The 19,640-nt window shown below is 40.8% G+C and carries 18 protein-coding genes and 1 tRNA gene; 7 read left to right on the top strand and 12 right to left on the bottom strand.

What is annotated here, in order from left to right:
• Positions 1-12: 12 nt before the first annotated feature.
• Positions 13-600: an RNA polymerase sigma factor gene (locus FA047_RS18315; protein WP_136837547.1), complete on the bottom strand. Its 588-nt coding sequence runs from the start codon at positions 598-600 to the stop codon at positions 13-15.
• Positions 601-762: 162 nt separating this feature from the next.
• Here FA047_RS18315 and FA047_RS18320 point away from each other — a divergent pair, with 162 nt between their 5' ends.
• Positions 763-1,167: an EVE domain-containing protein gene (locus tag FA047_RS18320; RefSeq protein WP_136837548.1), complete on the top strand. Its 405-nt coding sequence runs from the start codon at positions 763-765 to the stop codon at positions 1,165-1,167.
• Between the two features lie 27 nt (positions 1,168-1,194).
• A complete protein-coding gene (locus FA047_RS18325; protein WP_136837549.1) occupies positions 1,195-1,662 on the top strand; it encodes a hypothetical protein in 468 nt (155 codons plus the stop codon).
• Here FA047_RS18325 and FA047_RS18330 read toward each other — a convergent pair.
• Genes FA047_RS18330 through FA047_RS18345 form a run of 4 tightly spaced genes read right to left on the bottom strand, consistent with a single transcriptional unit; the run spans position 1,659 to position 6,827 of the window.
• Positions 1,659-2,180, bottom strand: a complete 522-nt coding sequence (locus tag FA047_RS18330) for an acyl-CoA thioesterase (RefSeq protein ID WP_136837550.1) — start codon at positions 2,178-2,180, stop codon at positions 1,659-1,661. The genes FA047_RS18325 and FA047_RS18330 overlap by 4 nt on opposite strands.
• A gap of 43 nt (positions 2,181-2,223) precedes the next feature.
• Positions 2,224-3,615: a phosphatase PAP2 family protein gene (locus FA047_RS18335; protein ID WP_136837551.1), complete on the bottom strand. Its 1,392-nt coding sequence runs from the start codon at positions 3,613-3,615 to the stop codon at positions 2,224-2,226.
• Between the two features lie 21 nt (positions 3,616-3,636).
• A complete protein-coding gene (locus FA047_RS18340) occupies positions 3,637-4,911 on the bottom strand; it encodes a type IX secretion system plug protein (protein WP_136837552.1) in 1,275 nt (424 codons plus the stop codon).
• A complete protein-coding gene (locus FA047_RS18345; RefSeq protein WP_136837553.1) occupies positions 4,908-6,827 on the bottom strand; it encodes an ABC-F family ATP-binding cassette domain-containing protein in 1,920 nt (639 codons plus the stop codon). The genes FA047_RS18340 and FA047_RS18345 overlap by 4 nt, the downstream gene beginning before the upstream one ends.
• An 89-nt stretch (positions 6,828-6,916) precedes the next feature.
• Here FA047_RS18345 and FA047_RS18350 point away from each other — a divergent pair, with 89 nt between their 5' ends.
• On the top strand, positions 6,917-7,954 hold the full coding sequence (locus FA047_RS18350; RefSeq protein ID WP_136837554.1) for a quinone-dependent dihydroorotate dehydrogenase: 1,038 nt from the start codon (positions 6,917-6,919) through the stop codon (positions 7,952-7,954).
• 292 nt (positions 7,955-8,246) lie between these two features.
• Here the strand turns inward: FA047_RS18350 and FA047_RS18355 are convergent, their stop codons facing one another.
• The 3 genes from FA047_RS18355 to FA047_RS18365 form a co-directional block, all read right to left on the bottom strand.
• Entirely contained in the window at positions 8,247-8,423 is a 177-nt protein-coding gene (locus FA047_RS18355; protein ID WP_136837555.1) for a spore protein, read from the bottom strand.
• A 26-nt stretch (positions 8,424-8,449) separates the two neighbouring features.
• A tRNA-Cys gene (locus tag FA047_RS18360) sits at positions 8,450-8,523 on the bottom strand.
• A gap of 49 nt (positions 8,524-8,572) precedes the next feature.
• A complete protein-coding gene (locus tag FA047_RS18365) occupies positions 8,573-9,322 on the bottom strand; it encodes a TrmH family RNA methyltransferase (protein WP_136837556.1) in 750 nt (249 codons plus the stop codon).
• Between FA047_RS18365 and tamL the strand changes: the two genes are divergently transcribed.
• Positions 9,313-11,703, top strand: coding sequence for a translocation and assembly module lipoprotein TamL (tamL, locus tag FA047_RS18370; protein WP_136837557.1), 2,391 nt, complete (start codon positions 9,313-9,315; stop codon positions 11,701-11,703). The two genes, FA047_RS18365 and tamL, sit on opposite strands and share 10 nt — an antisense overlap.
• Here tamL and FA047_RS18375 read toward each other — a convergent pair.
• Both FA047_RS18375 and FA047_RS18380 read right to left on the bottom strand, forming a co-directional pair.
• Positions 11,700-12,236, bottom strand: coding sequence for a hypothetical protein (locus FA047_RS18375; protein ID WP_136837558.1), 537 nt, complete (start codon positions 12,234-12,236; stop codon positions 11,700-11,702). The two genes, tamL and FA047_RS18375, sit on opposite strands and share 4 nt — an antisense overlap.
• Entirely contained in the window at positions 12,233-14,548 is a 2,316-nt protein-coding gene (locus tag FA047_RS18380; RefSeq protein WP_136837559.1) for a patatin-like phospholipase family protein, read from the bottom strand. The genes FA047_RS18375 and FA047_RS18380 overlap by 4 nt, the downstream gene beginning before the upstream one ends.
• Positions 14,549-14,801: 253 nt before the next feature.
• Between FA047_RS18380 and FA047_RS18385 the strand changes: the two genes are divergently transcribed.
• From FA047_RS18385 to FA047_RS18395, 3 genes are read left to right on the top strand one after another with little or no spacing between them, the layout of a single operon-like run.
• The gene (locus tag FA047_RS18385; RefSeq protein WP_136837560.1) at positions 14,802-15,254 is read left to right on the top strand and encodes an SRPBCC family protein; all 453 of its coding nucleotides are present in this window, start codon (positions 14,802-14,804) and stop codon (positions 15,252-15,254) included.
• A complete protein-coding gene (locus tag FA047_RS18390; RefSeq protein WP_136837561.1) occupies positions 15,235-15,570 on the top strand; it encodes an ArsR/SmtB family transcription factor in 336 nt (111 codons plus the stop codon). Before FA047_RS18385 ends, FA047_RS18390 begins: the two co-directional genes overlap by 20 nt.
• Positions 15,571-15,593: 23 nt before the next feature.
• Complete coding sequence (locus FA047_RS18395; RefSeq protein WP_136837562.1) at positions 15,594-16,064, top strand: SRPBCC family protein; 471 nt, start codon at positions 15,594-15,596, stop codon at positions 16,062-16,064.
• A gap of 8 nt (positions 16,065-16,072) precedes the next feature.
• On the opposite strand, the gene FA047_RS18400 is transcribed toward FA047_RS18395, so the two are convergent.
• The gene (locus tag FA047_RS18400) at positions 16,073-16,549 is read right to left on the bottom strand and encodes a TspO/MBR family protein (protein ID WP_225872785.1); all 477 of its coding nucleotides are present in this window, start codon (positions 16,547-16,549) and stop codon (positions 16,073-16,075) included.
• A 1-nt stretch (position 16,550) separates the two neighbouring features.
• Complete coding sequence (locus FA047_RS18405; RefSeq protein WP_225872786.1) at positions 16,551-19,532, bottom strand: glycoside hydrolase domain-containing protein; 2,982 nt, start codon at positions 19,530-19,532, stop codon at positions 16,551-16,553.
• Positions 19,533-19,640 lie beyond the last annotated feature (108 nt).

Raw genomic sequence — 19,640 nt, forward strand, 5'->3', positions numbered from 1 at the left:
CCTGAAATAAAATTATTTTACTACCGTGGCTAATAGTATCAAAACAGCCGTTCGAATGGTGATAAAGCTCCGGATACTTTTAAATGCTTTAACCATCTGGTTATTGACGGTGCTTTCCGAAATACCAAGTTCTGCTGCAGCCTGCTTGTAGGTTAGTCCCTGTATGCGGCAACGGATAAAAACCTCTTTCCTCTGTTCAGGAAGCTGGCTGATGGCTTCGATAAATATGGAACTACTTTCGGTGTAGTCGATCAAAAGTTCGGTAGAATTTTCTTCGGTAACCACACTTTTCTTAATCTCTTCCAGTATGTTGACCTCATGCCTGGCCCTTTTTAAAAGATTAAGCAGATGCCTCCTGGCAATTGTGTATAAATAAGGTTTAAAAGGTTGTTCACAGTCTATTTTATCTCTGTTTTCCCAAACCTTAATAAAGGTGTCATGTACAACATCTTCAGTAAGGGTAGCAGATTTAGCCGTTCTTTGTACAAAATATTTCAACTGTTTAACATGCAAATAATACAGATCGCTTAGCGCATTTGCATCACCCTCAATCAGGAGACCCAGCAACTGTTTTTCACTGTAATTATTGTAAATGTTCATCTTGTTTGGCTGACCGTAAACTTTTAGATCTATTTGGCTGCACCAATATACAATTATATACTTTCTAATTCTCCCTGATTTCTTAGCTTTGGTGCAGGTATAATAAGAAGGTTCCAAAGATTGAACTTAAAACCACCCTTAACAAAATTAATTAGTTACTAAATGAACCATTGGCTAGTCAAATCAGAACCTTTTAAATACAGCTGGGAAAAATTCAATAAAGATGGCAGAACATTCTGGGATGGTGTGCGCAATTACCAGGCGCGAAATAACCTAAAGGAAATGAAGGAGGGTGACCTCGTTCTTTTTTACCATAGTAATGAAGGGAAGAATGTTGTGGGAATTGCCAAAGTTGTGAAAGAGTTTTATCAGGACCCAACTACGGATGATGCCAACTGGGTCGTGGTTGATCTGGCTCCGGTAGAATCGCTGAAGAATCCGGTAAGTCTGGAGCAGATCAAGGCTGAAGAAAGCTTAAAAGACATTTCTCTGGTCAGACAAGGCCGTTTGTCTGTTATGCCTCTTAGAGCAGAGGAGTTCGATAAAATCCTGGAAATGGGAAGCTAATGAAAAAGATAATATTAGCGCTCTTCGTTGTTTTTTGCACTAAAAGCTCAGGACAGGGACTACGAAGTAAAAGTAGTGTCTGCTCATATGCAAACTGTCAAAGGCATTCTTCAGAAAGTAAGTAAAGACGGATTGGCAATCCAGGATTACAAAGGGAATTATCTGATCTTTAAAGCAAATGACATTGTTAGGGTAAAAGTGAAAAAGAGGGGCCTGACGACGTTAAAAGGCGCTGGTACAGGAGCGCTGACCGGGGTAGTAATAGGGGCTGCACTTTTATCTCTTGAACCCGAAGACGAGGCCTCGACTGAAACTTTTAAAATTGCCGCAGTCATAACAGCATGCACCACAGCAAGTGGTGCTTTAATTGGTTTTGTATCTGAAATTGTCAATACAAAACACAATTTCTACATCAATCAGAATACCGAAAAATTTGAAAAGAAATATCTGCTTCTTGAAAAGTACATCAGGACAATAAAAGTGGAGCACTTTTAATCCTTAAAGAATAAAGCCTTGAGCTCAAGGGCATCATTGGGTTCCATTTTTCCACCTAATATCAGGCGCAATTGCCTCCTGCGTAATGCACCTTCATACAATTCTATTTCGTCAGCAGTCTCTGCTTTTAATTCAGGAACAGGAATGGTTCTTCCACTTTGGTCAACCGCTACAAAAGTATAATAAGCCTCATTTGATTTAACCCTGCTTCCTGAAGGAATATTTTCAGCCCAGACATCCAGCCTTACTTCAACAGAAGTGTTAAAAGCACGTGTTACTTTAGCCTCAATAGTAATTACATCGCCGAGTTTTATAGGCTGTTTAAATGATACATTGTCTACGGAAGCCGTAACCACAATCCTATTGCAGTGTTTCTGAGCTGATATTGCTGCTGCAATATCCATCCAGTGCAACAATCGGCCTCCCATCAGGTTGTTCAATGTGTTGGTATCATTTGGCAATACCAATTCATTCATAATGGTAAAGGACTCTTTAGGGCTTTTTACTTTTGTGCTCATCTTGCTGCAAAAGTAAGTAAAATCGGACAGAAAAGCACAGATCTTACCAGATGAACGCGGTTAGGCCTAAGCCAAAGGTAATGTGACTGAGTTTAAGTTTGAAGTAATCGTCCGGCATGGCTTCGTAGGTAAAGTGACCATCGTTGTCAATATCCTGAAGTTTACTGATCTCAAAATTATGAGAAGAGAGAAAATAAGTAGAATAGGCCTTAATGGCTGTATTCCTGCCGATCCTCTTTTGTATTCCTCCACCAATAGAAAAACTTGGGGTCGGCTGTGGTTGATACTTGATGTAAGGCAATTCAGATACGCCAAACTCAGCTTCATGCTGCTCATCTAAAAGTAAAACTACATTTCCGGTACTCCCGGTAGAGACACCTCCGGTTATCTTTCCGGTCACAAACCAATTATGCGGCAGGGGTAAACTGAAATAGGGCCCTCCGTGCAGGTATCTTACGCCAAAAGCCTGTGTGTAATTTCCAGTACTGATCTCCGAAATTTCAGGATCGAGTACAATGTTGTCTGAATTTACAGGGAAGCCACTAAATGCGAACTCGCCGCCAATACCAAAATTCTTATTCATAAACCAGGCTCCTTCAAGTCCGAAGTTAAACCCCCTGGTGGTAAATAATCCTTTGGCTTCAGAAGCCGGATCTTTGCTGGTAGTCATGGCATATCCGAGGTGAATTTCTACAAAACTAGGGTTGTTTCCTATCGGAATGGGATTGTTTCTCAGAGGAGCATTGATTTCATGACCCCTGAAAATCTGTTCGGCCAGCAGATACCCCAACTCAGTTGAGACGATGCCGACCGCAGCCCCCGCAAGTACGTCTGTCACCCAATGCCTGTTATTTAATCCACGCCCGAGCGCAGTTGCCGTAGCCATACCGTAACCGGCCACGCTGTAAAGCTCATGTCTGTACTGGCCATACTCCTTATGCAGTACTGTTGCATTCATGAAAGCGGAGGCCGTATGTCCTGATGGAAAAGAATTCTTTGACGCCGCATCCGGTCTCTGTACCTTGGATGTGTATTTTATTCCATTCACCATAGCACCCATAATACCTATTGAAAAAGCATAAGAAACAAATGTACGGGCAGGACTATGTTTGCCTTTTATACCTAATGAATTGAGGGCAATCACAGTAGCTGCGGGTGCGTATTGGAGATAGTCATCATAATGATAACGGAAAGTTGGGATATACCGGTTCCTAACTTCTCTGATGTCCTCCCGTTTTGACCATACAAGTGCTGTAGAACCAAGAAGAATAGCCGGGACGGTAGATTTTTTAACAAGTTCGCTTTTCCAGAATCCTTTCGCAGGTAATGGCTGAATAGAATCTGCAATCTGTGCGTGCAGACCGGGACTGACTAGTGCCAGAATGAGAGTTAAGAGGCGACGAAGTACTTTTCCTGAATTTCGGGGTGAGTGCATCAATAGCAGAATGTTAAAAGATTATCTTTTTAGTGTATTTATCTGGCTGTAGCCAATCAGTTCCTCCCATCTCGACCCAGGTTTTTTGTAATAAGCAAAAACCTGGTAAGTATTGGCAGTTTCAAAGAAAGACCCTTCGAAGATGGTTTGATCAATCTTTCCGGTTTCCTTATTCAGCCATATATACTTATAGTCATACAGGCCCTGTTTTAGCTTTATATTTCCGTAGAAACGCTTTTTTGAAGAATCAAAAGTGAGTTTGCTTGATGGATTTAAAGTGTAGTTATTAAACCGACCTGTTACATAAACATCACCGCTGGGGATGAGAGGGACCGCGTTTAGTGTAAATGTGATATTGGCATAATCGCTTTCTGTACGGTCATCACGCCCTTCCTGATTGCGGATGTAAAAACTTCCATTCTCATCTACCAGGTTGCTATATTTTGCTTTGCTGGTATTCACATCCTGGAAAAGAATTACGTTTGTAGAGGTGTCCTGCTTCAAAATTTCCTGTACATTTTCACCTTTATAACGTAAACTGCGGATGTCGAACTTTCTAAACTCATTTCCTCCCGGAAAATCGTTAGTGTTCAGTTCATTGTAAACCAATGAATTTGGGCGGATGAAAGTAGGCTTTGTATTCGTTATCGCAGTCTGTGGGTTGCCGTTTTGCATCACCACCGCTTTTAGGTCATTGTAAGGATTCTGGATGTTGATCTTATGATTGATGCTGAAGTTGATCTTCTGATTGCTGAACCTGGATGTGACCTGGCTACTCGCCACCACTTCAATGCCGATATTAACGATGTTCTCTACTACGTAAAAGCGCTGGGAGATCACTGGTTTTTGCTGATTGCCGTCCTCATAAACTTTCAACAGGTAATTGCCCGATATCTTTGGTCTGATCTGGTTATTAGGTATCGAAAGTCCGTAGTGTGTATATTTCTGGATGGTTCCGAACGAATACTTATAATCCGTGATCCTGTCTTCGGGCAGGCTTTCCAAATAATCCAGCTGAGATAAACGCGAAGACTTCCAGTCGGAGGTACAATGCTCTATGGTATACCAGTAGACTTTACTTCCGCCATTGAGGTCATCAAAGGAAAATATAAGCTGTTCAGCTGATTTTAATGTAATGACGGGAATGGACTGTTCTTTTTGGGAGTTGTAGCACTGCACTGTTTTTATCTGGGACTGATACACCAGATTGTCATACACAAATTGCCGCTGTGTTTGGGCAGCAGCAATTTGTATGCTTATAAACAGTAAAAAGAATAAGCCTTTTATTTTTGTCATTTACCTTCTAATTCCATGATATCCGATGCCAATTCCTCCCATGTATTCTGAGCAGCATCAAGTTCATGTTTCGCTGTCAGGTACTTTTTATTGGCATCTGCCAACTTACCGGCATCTGAATATACGGATTCATCTGCAATTTCTGCTTCTATGTTCTTGACATTAGTTTCCAAAGCAGTAATATCCGCTTCAATCTTCTTTAATTGGTCATTCAACTTTTTAAGTTGCTGCTGAGTATTAGGTGCAGGTTTTTCTTTTTCTTCAACCTTTGGCTTCACTTCTTTATCTGGCCTTACGGGAATGCTGGATGGCTTTGCAGGTGGTCTTTTGCTGTTCCATTCTTCGTATTCCGCATAAGTTCCCGGATATTCCTTAATGTCTTGATCTTCAATAAACCAGATCTTATTCGCCACATTATCCAGGAAATACCTGTCGTGGGATACAGAAATGAAAGTTCCCTCATATTGCTGCAACGCCTGGATCAGGATGTTCACCGACTGGATGTCCAGGTGATTCGTAGGTTCATCCAGAATCAGGAAGTTTGAGTCTGTAGTCAGGGATTTTGCCAATGCTACCCTTGATTTTTCACCTCCTGAAAGTACACGGATCTTTTTGAATACATCGTCTCCGGTAAACAGGAAACAGCCCAATATACCACGTAGTTCTGTATCAGTGTGTTTAGGTGCAAAAGCCTGTAATTCGCCCAGAATGTTATTGTCCAGATGCAGAGACTCCAGCTGATGCTGAGCAAAGAATGTAGTAGTTACATTATGTCCTGTCTCGCATTTGCCCTGAAAGCCTTCAGTACCTGCGATAATTCTCAATAAAGTAGATTTACCTTTACCATTGGCACCGATTAAAGCGATTTTATCACCTTTTTCAATTACCCCTTCGGCATTGTGAAGTATGTCTATATTCGGATAGCTTTTTGAAGCTCCTTCAATTCTTACTACGTGACGACCAGATGGCTTAGAGAATTTAAACTGGAAGTTTACTGTAGGGTTTTCATCATCTACATCTTCTACACGTTCCATTTTATCCAGTGCTTTCATCCTCGACTGAGCCATTTTAGCTTTTGATGCTTTGGCTTTAAAACGCTCGATAAGGCGTTCTTCCTGTTTAATCTTGGCTTGCTGGTTTTTAAATTCGCCTTTTTGTATCTCTCCCCTCAAGGCCTTTTCTTCCAGGTAAAAAGAGTAATTACCTGCATAAGAAGTCAGCTTTCCTTTACGCGATTCTACTGTTTTGTTGACTACTTTGTCCAGGAAATACCTGTCGTGAGAAACGATTACGATAGCACCTTCAAAGCCTACAAGGTAAGATTCCAGCCATTTGATGGAAGGTAAATCCATGTGGTTGGTGGGCTCATCCAGTAAAAGGATATCAGGTGTTTGCAGTAGGATCTTGGCCAGCATGACACGCATACGCCATCCCCCGGAGAAAGTATTCAGTGGCCTTAACTGGTCTTCTGTACTGAAACCCAGACCTGCCAGAATCTCGTTCGCTCTGTATTCAATATTATAGCCATCCAAAGCTTCAAATTCCTGTTGCTTGTCGCTCAGCTTATTTAAAACCTCTTCAGAATAGTCAGTTTCGATTTTCCTTAACAAGTCTTCAATCTCATCGTGTAACTGGTTTTGGCGCTCGAAAGCCTCCATTGCCACATGTAAAATACTATGATGAGAATCATAAGATAATAAATCCTGGTTCAGGTAACCGATTTTTAAGTCCTTGGACATAGAAATAGTTCCTGACGAAGGGGCGTATTCCCCAACAATTATTTTTAGTAAAGTGGATTTTCCGGTTCCATTGGCACCAATCAATCCCACCCTGTCGCCTGGTTTTATATGCCAGTTTGCTTCATCATACAGCGCTCTGGCACCTATTAAGAAAGTTAAGTCGTTTATTGAAATCATTTGGCTGCAAAAATACAACTTTAAGGGCTATTTTTATTATTAACCATTTGAGCATCTTGAAATTATTTTGTTATATATATATTTGCACCATGTACCGTCTAATTAAGCCAATATTTTTCAAATTCGACCCGGAAAAAGTGCACTATTTTGTAGTGAAAAGGTTGAAATGGTTTCATGATCACTTTCCATTGGGACAAACCATCCTGCGCGGAAGTTTTGATATCAATATCAAAGGACTGGAACGTGAAGTATTTGGGATTAAATTTAAAAACCCGGTAGGTCTTGCCGCGGGATTCGATAAGAACGGAGAATACATAGAAGCTCTGAGTGATCTGGGCTTTGGTTTTATAGAAGTGGGTACAGTTACGCCTCTGCCTCAGCCGGGAAATGATAAGCCCAGAATGTTCCGTCTGGAAGAAGACAGTGCCATCATCAACAGGATGGGTTTTAACAATAAAGGTGTGGATACCCTTGCAGAGCGACTGCGTTTATTGAAATCTAAAAATTCTGATATTGTAATTGGTGGTAATATCGGTAAGAACAAGAATACGCCAAATGAAGATGCGGTAAGTGATTACATCAAATGTTTTGACAGGCTTTTTGATGTGGTGGATTATTTTGTGGTCAATGTGAGTTCTCCGAATACACCGGGTTTAAGGGCTTTGCAGGAAAAAGGACCTCTGATGGAACTTTTAAATACTTTACAGCAACGCAATTCTAAAAATAACATTTCAAGACCGATTCTTCTAAAGATCGCACCTGACCTGACCAATGAGCAATTGGATGATATTGTTGAAATCGTACTTAAAACTGGTATTGCAGGAGTTATTGCTACCAATACCACTATTGACAGAAGCAGCCTTTATACCGCGGAGGTTGTAAAAAACGAGGCAGGTGGTTTAAGTGGTAAGCCGTTGACCGTGCGTTCTACCGAAGTGATCCGTTACCTTTCAGAGAAATCAGGCAAAGCATTTCCTATCATAGGAGTGGGGGGCATTCATTCTCCTCAGGATGCGATCGATAAACTGGAAGCCGGTGCTTCACTAGTTCAGTTGTATACAGGCTTTATCTATGAAGGGCCGGGCATCATTAAGAGGATCTGCAAAGAACTGGTTAAAACAGTTTAATTTTAATTTTCTGACCAGTAAGAGCTTGCTATCGGGTATGGTCTGCTTCTGCATGCGTTTGTATTGACAGCACAGTCCTGACATTATGAATACGCTATGAGTGCACCTTTTTCTAGGTAAAAGGTGCACTCACCGTGCACTCATAGTGCACTCATGGTGCACTCAGTATAAAGGAGGTTCGATGTTATCTGCAGTCAGGAGTGAATCTGGCACGATTCAATACAGGCAAATTTAAGGCATAAAAAAACACCTCTGCTTGCAGAGGTGTTTAATTTTTTTAAGAGATCTTAACTTATGCTTTTGCAGTAAGTTGAGCTAAAATTGCATTGTTTTTAGCCAATTGATCTTTGGTAGACTGTCTTGAACGGCTACCTAGTTCAATGTTAGTAGCAAGTTTCAAGTTTTTCACATCTAACTTTGCGAATGTTTTATTTCTTCTGTCTTTTCTTTTTAATCTGGTAACTGCCATGTCTATTTCTTTAATTTATAAAAATCTGGAGGTCGAGAGCGGATTCGAACCGCTGTAGGAGGTTTTGCAGACCTCTGCCTAGCCACTCGGCCACTCGACCCTGTTAAAATTCAGGCTGCAAAAATAACAATTATATATTATGATCCAATTTATTTCTGCAAATTTCTATTAATATCTGCACATAATATCGCTGCTGAGATGGCAACATTCAATGACTCAGCGCCTCCAACCCTCGGAATGGTTACCGGATTGGTAATTAAATTCATGACTTCATTACTGATTCCCTGACCTTCGTTGCCTAATATCACCAACCCTTCATTGCCCCAATTGGTTTTATACATGCTGTTTCCATTAAGTACCGCACCAAATATGGGTAGTTTTGTCTGGCTTAAAAGTTCCTGCAGATCCAGGTAAAAAGTATTTACCCTGCTTAGTGAACCCATCGTTGCCTGCACTGTTTTTGGGTTATAAACCTCAACCGTGTTATTTGAGCAAATTACATTTTTAAATCCAAACCAGTCAGCAGTACGAATGATAGTGCCCAGATTTCCCGGATCCTGGATGCCATCCAGTACCAATGAAAATGAACCTTTTAAAGCGTTTAAATCCAGGACAGCGCTTTTAGGGATATGTACCAGCGCAATAATTCCCTGCGGTGTTTGTAATGTACTAATCTTATCCAGTTCAGCGTTGTTTACTTCAAATAACTTTATATTTGCAGGCAGACTTGGTAGTAAAGACTGGTATTGAGCCAGATAATAAATGCTGTGGATTTGATAAGATGACTGGATAAATTCTACAATAGATTTTATACCTTCGATGATAAATATCCCATTTTCTTTACGGTACTTTTTTTGATGTAACGATTTTATAAAACTTATCTGAGATTTTGAAAGCATACTATAATTATAAAAGCAGTGTCCAGTTTGGTGCAATATTACTATTTATTATTGTTTTTGTCACAGGATGTTCATCAACAAAATATATTGAAGACTACCAGTCGATCGTTAAACATGTAGACATAGACAGTATTGATAAAGCTTTTGAAGAGGAAGCATACAACTACATCCAGAAAGACATCAGGCCTACTTCTACAATAGGTATTAATGTATTGATATATAACGTGTTTAATACTAAGAATGGTAAATATAAAACCAGTGACATTAAGCCCCTGGGGACACCTCCTCCAATCCTGGATAGTGCACTCGTAGAGATTTCAAGAACTCAGATTGAAAAATTCCTAAACAGTAAAGGGTATTTTAAGGCGAAAGTAAAATCAGATATCAAGGTGAAGAACCAAAGGGCTGATCTTCATTTTAAAGTAGACCCGGGGCCGGTTTTTACTGTCAATAAAATCAAATATGAAATAGCTGATCCTAGTGTCAGGGATTTGTATTTGTCCAAAAAGGCAGCTTTCACGCATTTGAAAGAAGGTATGAGGTATGACGATGATTCGCTGGGCTATGAAAGGGATCAGATCTATCAGGTGATGAAAGAAAATGGTTATTTTGAGTTCGCGCGTCCGTATGTAAAATATGATGTGGATTCTAACCTGAATGCCAGCAAAGCGAATGTTACCTTATTTATTGATAATCCATTGAATAAGTCGGCCCACCAGCAGTTTACACTTGGAGAGACCAATCTGATCATTGCACCTGATGCCGATGGCTTCCCGGACAGCCTGAATATGAATGATAAAGTATTTCGGGGTTTGAGATATACGGATCTTTCAAAAAAGTTTAGACGCAATCCAATTGTGAGGTATAACTTCCTTCGTGAATCTGAAATGTATGACATCAGGAATGAGAACCTTACCTACGATCGGATGTATGAACTCAATGTGTTTAAAAATGTTAAGATAGAATACAATAAAGCACAGGATAGCTCCAATAAAGTATTGCCTGTGATCCAGCTGATCCCTCAAAAGATCATGAGTAACAGGGTAGAAGGAGAAGTTCCGTTTAATGCGGGAACTGTTGGTTTTACCTTGAGTAATACGTATACAAATAACAATCTTTTCAGAGGAGCGGAACGATTTGATTTTCAGGTGAAGGGCGGCTTGCAATCGAGGATAGGCCAGGGCAGAGGTTTTTTTAATGACATTTATCAGCGCGACTTCTCAATTAGTGCGAACCTTACCGTTCCCAGGCTGATGCTGCCTTTAATCACAGCAAGACCCAGCAGAAAAGGGGGGATGCCGCATACGATTTTCTCCAGCAGCTATACGTACGCTCTGCAAAAAGATATTTTTGAACGACGCCTATTGCAGACCTCGCTCACTTATGAATTTGTGGAGTCCAAATCAAAATTTCATACCGTTACGCCTTTGAATTTCGAATATCGTTTTGGCGGATTACTTATTGATAGTAATTCAACGAATGTTCCGAGTGGCCTGCTCGATGTATATACGCTGTCTCAATTGATTAGAAAAGACCTTACGCTCGGTATTAAATATTCGTATTCTCTTAATGCTGACAAGCTCGTGGGAAACAGTGATTTCATCTACTTTAGAGGAAGTTTGGATATGGCTGGGAATCTTTTACAGCTTGTTTCGAAACTGGGGGGAAGTAAAGGAGCAGAAAATGGTAAGGATGCCAAAATACTTGGATTACCATTTAATCAATATGTAAGACCGGAAGTTGACTTAAGGTGGTATAAAAATTTAGGTGGTGAAAAGCAATTTGTGGCCAGGATAAATGCAGGCGTTGGCTATGCATATGGGAATTCAAGTTATATGCAGTTCGAGAAACTATTTGCTGCGGGCGGATCAAGTGGTGTAAGGGCATGGCAGGCAAGGACACTGGGGCCGGGAAATTACAATAGAGGAGAAAGGCTCCCCGATGAGGCAGTGCGTAAAGCATTATATGGTCTTGATCAATTGGCGGATATACATATTGAAAGTAATTTGGAGTACCGGTATAAACTGCTCAATAAATTCTTTGGTGCAAAATTGAAAGGTGCGTTTTTTTTGGATGCCGGTAACGTTTGGAATATAGCCAGTAGTGACGGATTTGAGGAGACCTATTTTAAGCTGGATAAGCTTGGTAGTCAGATCGCCTTAGGAACTGGTATGGGATTCAGGTATGATGTTCAGTATTTTGTGTTCAGGTTTGACATCGGATTGAAGCTTAAAGATCCTCAGTTCCGGGGCTCAGAGCAATGGGTGATCAGCAAATTCCTGGGTGGCGGGAAAACATTTAAGGATGAATATTACCTTAAAAATAGCCCTGACAGGTACAGGTTTGTTCAATATAATTTTGGTATAGGAATGCCTTTCTAAAACAGATTTTTTAAACCGTCGAATATACTTTCAAAAAAGGTAGACAGGTTTAATCCGTTACTATGATTGAAGTAGATGAATACCAGCATAATTACTACAGCTGCTATGATAAACTTTCGGAATGTAAATGCCAGCAATATAATTGCTGCAGGAAATAATACCAGCCATACGCTGCTGATGGCATAGGGACTTAAAGTGCCATCCTTTTTATATACGTAGAGCAGTTTACTGTGTGTCCCCTGATCATTTTCATGTTTGATGTATACAAATGCTGATTTCTCCAGTTTCATTGGGAGTATGGCTACCCCGTCGTTAAAGGTGAGTGTTTGAGAGAATCCACTTACTGTAAAGGTATAGATTCCATTGATCTGTTCTAGCGGGTTCTCCGTCGAATCTGCTGCTATGATCGCCAGTTTACTGTTCTTAAGCAGGCTTTCTTTAACAAGAAAATTATTGATATTGGTCTTAGAATTTTGCGCATATGAGGAAGTGCAGCATATGGAAAGCAAGATCAGCAGATATATTCGTTTCATTCTATAGATCGTTTGTTGTAAATCAGATACCCCAAATGTAACAAAATGCCGTTTCTTTTTATCGGATCATCGTATATATTATAACTGAGGCTTACAGGACCAACCGGGCTATGGTATACTATGCCTGCTGTTGCAGCGTATTGCCATCGGGTAAGCGGCTTCATCGTGCCTATGCCCTGAAAGCCCTGCCTCTCAAATTTTTGATAAGGTAAAAACACATATCCCTCTGCTCTCAGGTCAAGGTTCCTTTTGACGGTATATACATTTTTGATACCTCCGGCCAGGTAGCTGGTTGCTCTGAAATTTTCAAGAAATACGGATCTGCTGTCTTGCAAAGGATAAAATGCCGGGGCGACAAGCAAGGTTGAGTGATAATTTGAAAACAAGGGCTGGTTGGAATATACACCTTCTGCAAGGTATCCTAATGCGTATTTTGGGGTAGTAAAGAAATAATTTTCGTCGCTTATTTTAAGGTTGATCCATTGCCGGTATGTTCTGGTGGTTTGGGCTTTATTCAATGTCAGTTGATTTCCGGTGATATTGCCTGCTGTATAATTTTCCCGGCCTGCAAAGTAATTGAAGCTCAACAGAAAGTCTCTGCCTCTATTGGCGTATTGTTTTCGGTTAAAGGTGTATTGCTCGAAAGCAAAAGTAGATCTGGAACCATTAAAGACTGTCTTATCCAGTATGTCGCCTATGGTAAACTGATCATTTGGACTATATCTGTCATTGTTGTTAATAAATGAGGTATTGAGCGTCACTCTGGTATTGCGGTTCAACGGGAATCCTACTTTTAAATCTATTTTCCTATCAGCTTGCTCAATATAAGTAGGGTGTGGGTTTTCTATAAATATGGAGCTTGTTTTATAATAATCGAAGTGGTTGTAAGTCATTTCGGCTGCCAGGAATAAGGGTAAGCGAGAAGGGTAGTCTATGCGGCCGCTAAGCTGCAGGGACTCATAAAAACGTCCGGAGTATAAGTTGGTGCCGAAGGTATATGATTTTCTGTTGAGGTAATTGTATTGGACGCCCAGAAATACATTGCTGATTGGCCTTGTTGCAATATTTCCTCCGAAATCTACCTTAAAGCTTTTCTGTGGTTTAGCTATAATTTCAAAGTTATAGCTGTCACTTAAAGGATTATAAGCGATTTTAGGGTAAACGGTTTCGAACGTTTCATCGGCTACGAGTTTATAATAGCCTTGCTTGATGTCGTTGAGGTTGAAGGTAGCCTGATCACTTTTAAAAAGACGTTCAATGTATCTTTTTTGCTGTGTATTTACTCCGGTAACAGTTACGCTGCTAAATACGAGGTCTCGCTTTTTATTGTTGAAGCTATTCCTTCGCAGCATGACTTCAGGGATGCTGACGCGTTTATGGATTTTTTGCTTGATCTGAGACATTTCCGCAATCGTAGCATCATATCCCTGTTTAATGAGCGCAGCTACCGGATTAAAATTAGCAACAGAATAGCCACGAAGATCGGGCTGTATGTAGATCCCGTTTTCGCCTATAAGTGTAGAATCTGATTTTGAAAGGAACATGAAAACCATAAGACGGTTCATTAGCCTTTCATCATTTTTAGGGTATTCATTATAGTTTTTGGAAGAAACGTTTGAACCGATGATGACATCTGGATTGAAATCTTTTTTCATGACATCTGCAGGAAAATTATTGTATAGACCTCCGTCAAATACATACTTTTCGTCCAGCTTAATGGGTCGGTAAATAAGGGGGACAGTCATGGTTGCTCTAACTGCTTCGGCAAGACTGCCTTTACTCACTGTGATGCTGGTTTGAGATAAAACATCGGAAACCATACAGCGATAGGGGACAAAAAGGTTGTCGAAATTATCTTTAGAAATGGCGGAGGCTTGCGAAAAAAGTTCCAGCAAAGCAAAATTTAGAGGTATGTCATTGACAAGATTTGAGCGAAAATTGAGCCGCAGGTTTGTGTCTATGGACAGTTTGGCGGTTAGGATTGATGAGTTGATACTTTTCTTCTGGAAGAAGAAACTATAGTCGCTCTTGTACCTGCCGCTTACCCAATCCTGAAAATCTATGCTTAGTGCAATCTTTTCAATTTGGGCCGGTGAATATCCTGAGGCATACATGGCGCCTACTATACCACCCATGGAGGTCCCCGTTATATAGTCTATCGGAATGTGATTTTCTTCCAGAGCCTTTAGAATTCCGATATGGGCAAGTCCTTTAGCCCCTCCTCCGCTCAATACCAGTCCTACTTTTTGCGCATAGCCCTCAATGGCAGGGCATGCAAGTAAAAACAGGGTCAGTATTTTAAGGAGTTTCATAACTTAAAATTAAGGTTTTTTTCTGTAGCTACGTCATCCTGTCCCGCACAGAAACTCTGCTTGCAATTTCACCCGCTTTTCCGCTCACATTTATCCTCATCTTGTTGATGCCGCAGGAATAGAAAATCAAGCACCAATGAAGTTTTGCAAGGCCAGACATAGGGCGCACTGATCGACTTTAAATATATTTTCAAATAAATTTGCGTAACTCATGGGTTACCTATATATTTGAGTAACCCAAAAGTTACTCATTATGGCAAAAATTATTAAACACCAGTATTTCTTCGCGCACCCCATTGATATGGTTTGGGAATACCTGACCAATTCTGAATTGATGGCGCAATGGCTCATGAAAAATGATTTTCTACCTATAGTAGGTCATGAGTTCCAGTTCCGAACCGGCGCAAAAGCGAATCTGAATTTAGACGGTATCTTTCATTGCAAAGTGTTGGAGATTGAACCATTAAAAAAATTAGTTTACTCCTGGAACTGTGGCCCGGGTGAAGGAAAGATCAACCTGGAGTCGGTAGTCACCTGGCAGCTGGAAGTAAGAGAAAATGGTACAACAGTTGTTTTGGAACATCGTGGTTTTAATCAGGAAGAGAATCTTGATATGTATCATGCGTTGTTACATGGCTGGTTAGAGAAATTCCAGAATATTGATAAACTTTTAAAAGCTACAGACCATGGCCATACCAACGCTTGATGCCTTCCAGGTAATCGGGGATCCCAGCAGGCGAAAGATGATCATGTTGCTTTCTGAAGATAGTCTGACCATCAACGGCCTGGCCGATCATTTCGATATGAGCCGGCCCGCTGTTTCCAAACATGTGAAAATATTGGAAGCCTCAGGGTTTATTTCCATCCAGGACATGGGTAGGGAACGTTACTGCACGCTAAAAAAGGACGGATTCGAGGAATTGCAAAACTGGTTAAACTACTTTGATGAGTTCTGGACGTCTAAACTGAAAAAATTGGACACCTTATTGAATAAAAACCAGCAATCTGAGCATAAATGCTAATTAATCAACCAAAAATTATAACCATGACGACAACAGATTTTACCACTACCTTCTTGGTAGACCAAAGCCCGGAACAAGTGTTTGGGGCTATCAATGATATCCGTGCCTGGTGGTCGGAGGATTTCAAAGGCCAATCCGAAAGACTGGATGATGAATTCGAAGTCCGCTTTGCAGACATGCATTATTCCAAACAAAAGCTAACTGCAGTTATTCCTAACCAAAAAATAGTCTGGCTGGTTACAGAAAGCCATTTGAGTTTCCTCGAGGACAAAGAGGAGTGGACAGGAACGCAGATTTGCTTTGAAATTTCTCAAAAAGAAGGTCAGACACAACTGTGGTTCACTCATATGGGTTTGGTTCCTGAGAGCGAATGTTATCAGGATTGTTTTAAAGGCTGGAACTATTTCCTGCAGCATAGTTTGTTTAACCTGATCACCACCGGTAAAGGACAGCCGCATCGCCTGTCGGATGCGGAGGTTAAGACTGAGGTTTAATCGGTCTGCTAATTCAATATAAAGATGTTATAGGTAAGCAAGGTTGCAAAACTCACCCACAAGATATAGGGTATAAAAAGAAGTCCTGCAGTCTTGTCTATCTTATAAAAGACCCTTGCATTGATGATGATCACGATGAGAAATATAATGATTTCGAATAGTGCAAGATCGATCTTCTTTACGTAGAAAAATATAAAAGACCACATCAGGTTTAGCAGCAACTGAATTAGATAAATAGCTACTGTACGCGGAAAATTCTCAATCTGAGCCCTCTTTTGCCATACCAGGTAGGCCGAGATGCCAATCAGGACAAAGAGCGTTGTCCATACAGGTGCAAATAAGCTATCTGGAGGATTAAAAGAAGGTTTATTCAGTGTTTTGTACCAGGTCTTTACCGATTCTGCGGTAAATATAGATCCAACATAGCCAATTCCCAGTGGAATGGCTATGTTGATGATAAATGCAAGTGGTTTAAATTTCATCATCTTAATTTTCTTTGATCACAATCATCCAGCCTTTGCGTGGTGCAACTGTAATATCATCGTTGGCATTAAACACTTGTGCCGGCTGAAAGTTTTTAATATCTGGAGCAGTAATCGTAGCTTTTGCTGGATCTATGCCCAGTGCTTTCCAGTCAATGTTGAGTTTTATTTTTACATCTTCCTTTGCCCAGCTTGCCAGTGCAACCAGTGTGCTTTTTTCTTTTTTATAAATGGTGGCCAGTACTTCCGGATTGCCGGTTTTAACCGGGTTGTTTTCTACCCAATATCCGATCATTTTACTACCCTGCATACCAAATTTGTCCCATTCTTTCCATATCGGACGAGGATCTGCACCATCGCTCCAGGGCATACGATTTGTCATTCCATAGATCATCCCTCTCCATGCATTTCCGCCATCCTGAAGCATTTCTCCCATCAATCCGAATGGAATGCCAGACACTTCTGTCATGAAGAAATCCGGTCCGCTTTTCTCATAGTCAAAGTACTCGCCAAACCATAAACGATTAAGGTATGGGAAATGTTCCATGTAAAGATTCGCACTGTTGTTGAAGCCGTCGCTTTTGTTGTATTGATTCGCTGAATGCAGGTCTATAATTCCAGGATGACCGTTTTGGGTAAGTACAGTTTTGATGCGTTTCATTGTCGTGCGGTCAAAAGCCACATCATCAAGATAGATACCGTCTATACCTACATGTTTAACCAGCCAGTTCATTCCTTCAACATAGTAATTGTGCCAGCGGCTCATTCCGCTGTTTACGATTGCTGCATCTTTAATTTCCGGTACATACCATGCCGCGATGTAGTCAGTACCCACATGCTCTTGTAACCATGAATAACCACCACCTTTGCCTGTAGAGTAGATCTCATGGCCTAAGCTGCGCAAAGGAAATGTCTCGTAGGCACTGTTGGAAAGTTCGCGGACCGTATTGTATATTTTTACTTTCAATCCCTTGCTGTGTGCTTCATCAATATAGCTTTTCATTTCCTTATGAGCGATGAAAGGGTAGTTGATCACTGGATTGATAGGGGTGGCGTGGTGTATATTGATTAATGTTGCGCCTGTCGCTTTTATCGTATCCAGCTTATTGTATTTGTGATAAAAGCGGTTGCTCCACTGGAAATCAGTATTGATTGGATGGAAAGGAGTGATCAATAAGGTGAAGTTGTAATAAAGAGTGTCTCCTTTTTTCATGAAGTGTTCGCCGCTGTAGTTGTCTGCCAATACCGCCGCACCTTTTTTAAAGATCTGGATTCCGCCTTTACCTTCATTGCCCCACGAAGTAGGTAATAATAGAGGTTTTTGAAGATAGAAGTTTGTATTTAGCGGACGTATATAGTGCTGATCCCTTAGTGAATATTGAATACCCGCATTTACATCTCCGATCCATGCCCCGTCCTGATTTTTGGTGGCAACCTCCCATTTCCAGTTCAAACTATCAGGTCTTGTCCCCCCTTTTTGTCCTAGCCCCATTAAGTATTTGGCTGCTGCAGGCTGAATAGGCATATGCAGTCTGATGTCATTTAATTTGATGTCATTTTTGGCCAGGAATCTTACCGTATAAGACATAAAACCATCCGATTCTAAAGAAGCATTAATGTCCATATCCAGGCTATCGGAAATATTTTTGGTAGCCCATTTTACAATTCCAGGTTTTGTTTCTGTAAAGACAACACCTTCATTTTTCCATACTAGATCTTTATTATTTGATTTTATAACATGGAAATGAATAGGTTCTGTGAGGATGTTCTTTGGTGTACTGGAAATCCCGGTCATCTCCGGGGTAAAGAAAGTCTGGATCTGAGCAGGTAGCCCATCTTTATTTACCGTTACTTTTCTTCCTAACAATGCAATGGTTTTATCTGTTACGACCAGCGGGATATAAGGAGCTATGACTTCATTTTTTTGAGCCAGTGTTGAATTGAGCCAGGTAAGCCTGGTTTGTTTCCATGGCTCATTGATTCCGCCTTCTTTAGCTAGAGTGTTGCTTACTGTAAGGTTAATTTTAATTGTGTTGCTGGCAGTCCCTTTCGTAGTAACGGTGGCTGTACCTGAATAAGTTCCGGCTGCTGCAGTAGCAGGCAGATTTGCAAGTATCCATAGCGCTTGTACTTTCAATTTGGGCACATCAACCACTTTGTGCAGTTTCGAGCCGTCCCAGTTTGTTCCGTCTGTGTTCAGGCAAGATAAAACGCTGGAAGGAATCGAGTTTCCTGCTTTGTTTTTTAGACTGCTGAAACTTACCCTAACATCATTCAGGTCTTTCTTAGCGGCATATATCCCCAGCTGAAATGCGTAGTTTTCTCCTTTGGAGGCGGTTCCGCTAAAAGAGTTGGTCAATCCTTTTGCGATCCACCTTTGAGGAAGATCATCGGTCATCTTAATGGGATTGATCCTGTCTTCCGTAAACACTAGATAATCCTTTTGAGGGTGCTGTGAGATCAGGGTTTGTGTTTCTTTTGCTGTTGCAATAACTTCCATTGGGTAAAAGCTATTCATTGCATTTATGGATTGTATTTCTTTTACCAGTGCAGGAACAGCATTTTGGGTTGCGCCCGACCATTGTGTATTAGGTTGGTTCTTTACATACTGAGCATTTGGATAATTAGATCTGCCTTCTACCTGGTAAGGCATGTAGTAAACGTAGTATGTGCCCGGACCAGATGTGGGCTCGAAATAGACAGTTCCCTGTTCACGGTTAACATCTGTAGCGTTGGTATTTTTAATGATTTTGTTAGTCCTGGCATCTACCACCCATATGGCTTTGAGTTCAGGTTTAGTATCCCTTCTTCTCCAGTCGATCGTTGCTTTCGCTACTTTTCCGGCATTACTTACCTGAAGTACGGCGCGGTGGTTTCCTAAGGAATCAGGATTCCAGGAGTCATTTCCATTGGTGTATTTTATTTGTTGAGAGAAAGCGCCCTTCATCAGGAATAAAGTAAAAGTTAATGCAATAAATCGTTTCATTTGTGTGGGTTTAGAAAAGGGGTTGATATGGGTTGTTGCGTCACCGTTAAATGATGCAGAACAAATGTAATAAATCAATAATCTTTTCTAAATTACAATCGCTTTAAT

Origin of the sequence: Pedobacter frigoris, assembly GCF_005116445.1 — a bacterium.
Taxonomy (GTDB): domain Bacteria; phylum Bacteroidota; class Bacteroidia; order Sphingobacteriales; family Sphingobacteriaceae; genus Pedobacter; species Pedobacter frigoris.